Here is a 6,256-nt window from a genome sequence, read left to right as displayed (position 1 = left end):
ATTCGTTAGCCTAACAAGCAAATATCAAAAGATACATTAATTTCTAATGAACCGCCGTGTACCGAACGGTATGCACGGTGGTGTGAGAGGACGCTAAATAAAATAATTATTTAGCTCCTACTCGATTCATGGTAAATGGAGTGCAGATAGGAACTATATTAGGGGGACAAGTTTTAACTAAAAACCCTGAAGAGGATGTGTATAGGAAGACTGCAATAGAAATAGGAGTAAATGAAGATAAATATGTTGATGCTGTTAAAAAAATCAAGATAACTGCAGAAAAGAATATAAAAGCTGCAGCAGAAGTACTATTTATTGTAGCGAATTCATTATCACAGATAGGGTATCAGCAGCTAAGTATAAAATCTATGTCAAATGAACTTACTGATAGTTTTTCTCAGATATCTTCCACAATGGAAGAATTATCAGCTACATCAATGACTGTAACTGAAAACCAACAAACATTGAACGATGAGATTGTAAACGTGCAAAAGGTTTCTGAAAAAATTAATACAGTTCTTGTTTCAATAAAAAGCATTGCTGATCAAACAAAAATGTTAGGGTTAAATGCTGCAATAGAAGCGGCCAGAGTAGGTGAGTTAGGAAGAGGTTTTGGAGTTGTTGCAACTGAAATAAGAAATTTATCTCAAAATTCGAAGGAAACAGCTATCGAAATTATGCAGCTTACCTCCGATATCCAAGCATCTGTAAAAACGACTCTTGAAATTTCAGACTCAACTTTATCCAATACAGAGCAGCAATCTGCAGCAATTCAACAGACTAATGCCAGTTTAGAAGAATTAGTAGCATTTACAGAAGAATTAAATAGAATTGCTAATAGTTAAATAAATAGTTATTATAAGAGGTTTTTTAGACAAAAAAGCATCGAGAACGGAAGTCCTCGATGTTTTTTCTATATCAAAAATATTAAATTATCTTCTATTTTTCTTTAAATTTAGAGTTATTCTTATATCCTCAGAATAAAATTTATTAAGTCTAAATTCTCCAATAAGCCTAGAGGACATACGCTCACTATAAGCTTTTGTAATATCAGGAAGAGTAAGGTTAGTGGAAACTAACATCCTCTTATTACGGAGTAATTTCTTATTTAGAAGATTAAATAGCTCTGTAACTGTAAACTCATTTCGCTGCTCTGCACCTAAATCATCTATAATTAACAAATCACAATCTAATAATATTTCCTGAAGGTTACTATTATTATTAAATCTAATATCCTTTAAATCACTTATTATTTCATCAGAGGTCTTATATACAACAAGATATCCTAAATCTAATAATTCCTTGGCTAGACAGTAGGATAAATAGCTTTTTCCACTACCAGGATTACCATAGAATAAAAGATTAGTTTTGGTAGTAGCAAAGTTTGGTATATAATCTCCAGTAATGTACTCTAGCGTATTTTCCATGTTTTTTCTTGGAGAATATTTATCGTCTCCAATTTTATGAGAAGAAAATAATGATATATCAAAATTATTAAAATTCTTTTCTCTAAGGATATCTTGGAGTAAAGAGTTCTCATAACAGAGTTGAATTAGCTTTTTTTTATAGCACGTACATTTAGTATTAACTATGAATCCAGTATCATTACATTTTTTACATTGATAAGTTAGATTTAAAAATTCAGGAGGATATCCATTAGAAACTAACATCTCGTATTTTTGCGCTCTAAATTCAGTTATTGAATCTTTATATGTATCTAAGGTTTTTTTATCGTCCTTAGATTTTAAAATTGCAAGGGAAAGAGAAAGAGATAATTTTTGAATTTTGTTATCTAATTCTATTATCCTGGGATGCAAATTTTTTATTTCAGCTTTTCTATCCTTTAATTTTTTAGTTTCTGACTCTCTTATTTTTGAATAAATATTTAATAGCCTTGATTGATATCCATTAATCATCATTATCCCATCCTAACAATTTTTTTTCTAAAGAATCATAATCATAGGATCTTGGTTCAAAATTATTGAATCCAGTATTGCTATTATTATTTTTTCCATTAGTTGAATATGCTGGTTTATTATAAGTGCTTTTATGTTGCTTGTCTTTAGCGGCTACTTCTTCCATAGTTTTAATATTTTCCTTAACCCATTTTGACAGTATGCCATCTATATATTTAAAGTCAGCTCTATTAAGTCTTTCAAAGCATATGTCGGAGGCTTTTTGGATTAAAGGTAGGTCAAATTTATAAGTAAATAACCATTTTTCTAAAAGTTGCTCTTGAGGTTTCATTATTTCAGCATTTTTAATTCCTAAATAAGCAAGGATTTTCCTGAATTTAATCCATTTATCCTCAGTTTGTTTAATATAAGTTTGGGCCATAGGAATTGAATTTATACCCATATCATGCCAAGCTAAAGCCACTTTTTCTATGTATCTATAATCGCTTTTACCTTTTGATGCACAGTATTCTACTAAAATTAATATTAACTCTGCCGAGAAGGAGAAATCCCTTTGCCATCCAAGATATATTTCCATTTCTTTAGAGGATAAAGGTCTACCTACAATTCTTTCAATATCTCTAAGCATATCTGTAGTATCGGTGTTATTTAAGGCCTCAAGAAGGTTAACTTCACGAGGTGTTTCTTTAGTAACATCATCTAAGGGCAAGAATTCTATATTGAAATTATTCATTTTATCCAATCTAACAAGCTTTATGACTCCTTGATCATTCCAATAATTCAATGCATTCATAACATCAGATTCTAGTAAATTCAAGGAAGATGCCAATATAGCCCCATTAACTCCAGGTTCATTAGAAGTATTATACTTTAGTAGAAGTAAATACACTTTTACAAACTCTCCTCGAGCATTAACCATATATTTTTCGATAAAAACATCACTAACAGGAGTGAAATTTAAACTAGTATTTTTAAGCATAAAAGTGCTCATATTCTAAATTTCTCCTTTTCTAATAATTTGATAATTATAGTATTAGTATATATAAATTTAATTATAACAAAGGGTCAATGGGATAACAACTTTTTGAAAATGAATAAAAACTCACAAAGAGGGTAAATTACATTATGTGTCTCATTCGAAAGGAAGATGTATGAATATAAGCATAAAAAAAACATTGATGGTAAGCGCCTTTAGTATTTGTTTAACAACTATACTAGGAGGAGGATTGGAGAGTAGTTATGGTAATATATTACTAACTATAGAGGGTGAACCCACGGTATCTGCTATGAAGGTGGAAGATAAAACTTATAAAACAGATGTAGATATAGATGCTAGTAAAGAAATACTAAGGAAAGTTGGAGAGCTGTACATAGAGGATAGCGTAGTTAACAAAGATACTATACTGTCCATAGACATTAAAGCAAATGATAAATATGAGGAATATAAAAATGTAATATCAACTTCGGATTCCATAGAAGAAATAGCGGAAAAGATAGTAGATGAAAATAATGATGAAAAATATATAGATGTTAATATGAAATGTAAAGAAACTAGACAGGAGACAATAGAACCTAGTATAAAGACCGTGCAGAAAGAGGATATGTATATGGGAGAAATACTAAAGGAAGAAGGAATGAGTGGCTATAAAGAGGTAGTAGCCAATGTGAATTATACTAATGGAATAAAGACCGGAGAAGAGATAGTACAAGAAAAGACCATAGTAAATAGTAAGGATACAGTTGTTTATAAAGGGGTAAAAGATCCAATTGAAGATAAAGTTGCATTTTTAGAGTATCCAACAGAAGGAGGTACTATAACATCTCTCTTTGGGAAGCGTTGGGGAAGGATGCACAATGGAATGGATATTGGGAATGATACAGGAGACCCTGTTTATTCAGCCATAGATGGAGTTGTTAAGGAATGCTATTATGAAAATGGTTATGGAAATAAAATAGTAATAGAACACGATAATAATATAATGACTGTATATGCTCATTTAAATGAATTTAAAACAACTGTAGGAGCAGAAGTAAAAAAAGGAGATTTAATTGGTAATGTAGGTAATACAGGAAATAGTACAGGACCCCATTTACATTTTGAAGTGAGAGTAAACGGAGTCCCAATTAATCCACAAGAGTATATTCAAGTTTAGACACAATAAAAAAATAACAAATCAGTATACTTGTATAATTGCTTTATTATTCTCTTTCATGTGGCTTAGGTAAGGAGATTTGATATATTAATAAGGCCTTCCCCCTGCTGGAATTTTGAGAAATCTTGGAGTTCACAGGAGAGTTTTAAAATAGAACATAGATCTTTAAAGGATAAAGTAGGATCATTTTCAAATAGTAACGCACATAAACCAGCTATAAAAGCTACACTTAAAGATGTACCACTAAAAGTTTTATAGGTGGCTTCAAGCTTATCAGGATAAAGTTTGAAGCCATCTTTTTCTGATATATAGGATGTATCAGAATTTAATGAAGTAATATTCACAGCAGCGGCACTTAAATTTGGTTTTTGTGTTTTTGAATAAGGTCCAGCTGAGGAATAGGTATAAGGGCTTATAGTTTTACTAGAGTCTACTCCTGCAACAGTAATACAAGATGATAAGGTGGCAATTCCCATTATAGAACCAGTAGAATTTAAATTACTGCCACTAGGTACAATAGGTGCTATGCCCATTGAAATTGCTTTACAAAAAGTATTATCAAAGGCCTTAGAAATAAATATGTTATGTGTTAATAATTCAAAAGGAAGAGCGAGAATCTTAATATTATATTTATCAGAAGAATCAATTAAGCTCTCTAGGGCAAAAAGTATATCAGATGCATAACCCTTACCAAGTTTATCAAAGGCTTTATAGCAATGTAATTTTGAATGAGGGGCAATACCCGTGTAAAGAGAGTTTGAGGAAGATCCACTGCCGGATATTAATCCTGCAATACAGGTACCATGCCCATTATCATCATAAGGATAAGCTAAGTGGTTTATTAAGTCTGTAAATAATTCAATTCTATTTGATGGAGTTTGTAGATCCTGATGAGGATAAACTCCACTATCAATAATTCCTATACCAATACCTGTGCCCAAAAGGCTATATTTTTCAGAGAGATGTATGTTATTTGCAGTAGAGACACTCATACCACAGAGAAATAAATATTCATCTAAACAAATATACTCGATTTCAGGATATTCTAATATTCTATCTATGGTATGGGAATCTAATTTAGCACAAAGTATTTTTGAATAACTGAGAGTATAAAGAAATTCACACGTACGGGATGAAAGTTTTTTTACAATATTATCATTTAAATTTTTATACTTAATTAAAACTCTATATTTTTTATAGCAGTTATTAGATAAGTAGTAATTTAAATTTTTATCTAGTTTATTTTTATGAAAAAACATAAAATGCTCCTATTAATTGTTTCTTTAATATAATATATAAGTATGCTACTATTTGTTAATATACTATAAAAAGCAACCTAAAGTTAGGTTGCTTTTTATAGTTTATAAGTTTCTCCTATATTTATAATCTTTAAAGTTTCATCTTTAAAGTTTTTTAAGATATTAGTAGTATCATCAAAATTTTCTAACGAAATTTTAAAGGTCTTATAATGTATAGGTATCATGGCAGGACAATTCATCATTTTAAACATTTTATAACTTTCTTCAGGTGTACAATGCATACATGCAAACCTATCAGGTTTATAGCACCCTACAGGCATTAAAGCAACATCACATTCTAGAGAACTGAACTTTTGGGTATAAACAGTATCACCTGCAAAAAATATCTTTTTATTATTTCTTTCAATTAGATATGAGTGGCTTTCATTATCTATACCCATATAATATCTTCGTCCATCATGATCTGCTTTTATGGATGTAATCTTAATTTTATCATCCTCATAAACTTCATCATGGCGTAATACTACGACTTTTTTGAATCCAAAAATTTTCATCAATCTTTTATAACCTTTTGGAACAATAATAGTAGCGGTTTTATCAAGTTTCCTTAGAGAGGGGAAATCCATATGGTCCATATGCCCATGGGATAATAAAATGTAATCAACTCTTTTTCCCTTTAATAGATAGGGTTTATCTACAAGTCTCTTAAAAAAATGTCCTAAATAATTTGACAGGACAGGGTCAGTAAGAATAATTATGTCAGATAGGTTAATTATAGCTGTAGCATGACCATACCAGTTCACAGAGTTTGTATAAATAGGTTCAGAGGCTACAGGTTCTTTTGATTTAAAATATGCTTTTATGTTGGTTGTAGTTAATTGAGATAAGAATACTATATTCTTAAAAAAATTCATTTTATAACTCCTTA

6 protein-coding genes are annotated in these 6,256 nt (G+C 30.3%); 2 read left to right on the top strand and 4 right to left on the bottom strand.

Annotation, left to right across the window (positions count from 1 at the left end; all coding sequences use genetic code 11):
• The first annotated feature begins 128 nt into the window (after positions 1 to 128).
• Entirely contained in the window at positions 129 to 845 is a 717-nt protein-coding gene (locus CLVI_RS09865; protein WP_106059961.1) for a methyl-accepting chemotaxis protein, read from the top strand.
• Between the two features lie 87 nt (positions 846 to 932).
• On the opposite strand, the gene CLVI_RS09860 is transcribed toward CLVI_RS09865, so the two are convergent.
• On the bottom strand, positions 933 to 1,916 hold the full coding sequence (locus CLVI_RS09860) for an ATP-binding protein (RefSeq protein ID WP_106059960.1): 984 nt from the start codon (positions 1,914 to 1,916) through the stop codon (positions 933 to 935).
• Positions 1,909 to 2,907, bottom strand: a complete 999-nt coding sequence (locus tag CLVI_RS09855; protein ID WP_106059959.1) for a DnaD domain protein — start codon at positions 2,905 to 2,907, stop codon at positions 1,909 to 1,911. The genes CLVI_RS09860 and CLVI_RS09855 overlap by 8 nt, the downstream gene beginning before the upstream one ends.
• Positions 2,908 to 3,067: 160 nt before the next feature.
• On the opposite strand from CLVI_RS09855, the gene CLVI_RS17975 reads away from it, so the two are divergent.
• Entirely contained in the window at positions 3,068 to 4,069 is a 1,002-nt protein-coding gene (locus tag CLVI_RS17975) for a peptidoglycan DD-metalloendopeptidase family protein (protein ID WP_106059958.1), read from the top strand.
• Between the two features lie 65 nt (positions 4,070 to 4,134).
• Here the strand turns inward: CLVI_RS17975 and CLVI_RS09845 are convergent, their stop codons facing one another.
• Both CLVI_RS09845 and CLVI_RS09840 read right to left on the bottom strand, forming a co-directional pair.
• Positions 4,135 to 5,328 carry a S8 family serine peptidase gene (locus tag CLVI_RS09845; RefSeq protein WP_106059957.1) on the bottom strand — a complete coding sequence of 398 codons (1,194 nt, stop codon included), beginning with the start codon at positions 5,326 to 5,328 and terminating at the stop codon, positions 4,135 to 4,137.
• A 95-nt stretch (positions 5,329 to 5,423) separates the two neighbouring features.
• On the bottom strand, positions 5,424 to 6,242 hold the full coding sequence (locus CLVI_RS09840; RefSeq protein WP_106059956.1) for an MBL fold metallo-hydrolase: 819 nt from the start codon (positions 6,240 to 6,242) through the stop codon (positions 5,424 to 5,426).
• Between the last annotated feature and the right edge of the window lie 14 nt (positions 6,243 to 6,256).

The organism is Clostridium vincentii (assembly GCF_002995745.1).
Taxonomy (GTDB): domain Bacteria; phylum Bacillota; class Clostridia; order Clostridiales; family Clostridiaceae; genus Clostridium; species Clostridium vincentii.
Note: the sequence above shows the minus strand (reverse complement) of the source record. Positions and strands in the feature narration are given on the sequence as shown.

What these genes read in the sequence shown, in the direction of transcription:
- CLVI_RS09865 (WP_106059961.1), top strand. Translation starts at nt 129, where the DNA reads ATGGTAAATGGAGTGCAGATAGGAACTATATTAGGGGGACAAGTTTTA.
- CLVI_RS09860 (WP_106059960.1), bottom strand. Translation starts at nt 1,916, where the DNA reads ATGATTAATGGATATCAATCAAGGCTATTAAATATTTATTCAAAAATA.
- CLVI_RS09855 (WP_106059959.1), bottom strand. Translation starts at nt 2,907, where the DNA reads ATGAGCACTTTTATGCTTAAAAATACTAGTTTAAATTTCACTCCTGTT.
- CLVI_RS17975 (WP_106059958.1), top strand. Translation starts at nt 3,068, where the DNA reads ATGAATATAAGCATAAAAAAAACATTGATGGTAAGCGCCTTTAGTATT.
- CLVI_RS09845 (WP_106059957.1), bottom strand. Translation starts at nt 5,328, where the DNA reads ATGTTTTTTCATAAAAATAAACTAGATAAAAATTTAAATTACTACTTA.
- CLVI_RS09840 (WP_106059956.1), bottom strand. Translation starts at nt 6,242, where the DNA reads ATGAATTTTTTTAAGAATATAGTATTCTTATCTCAATTAACTACAACC.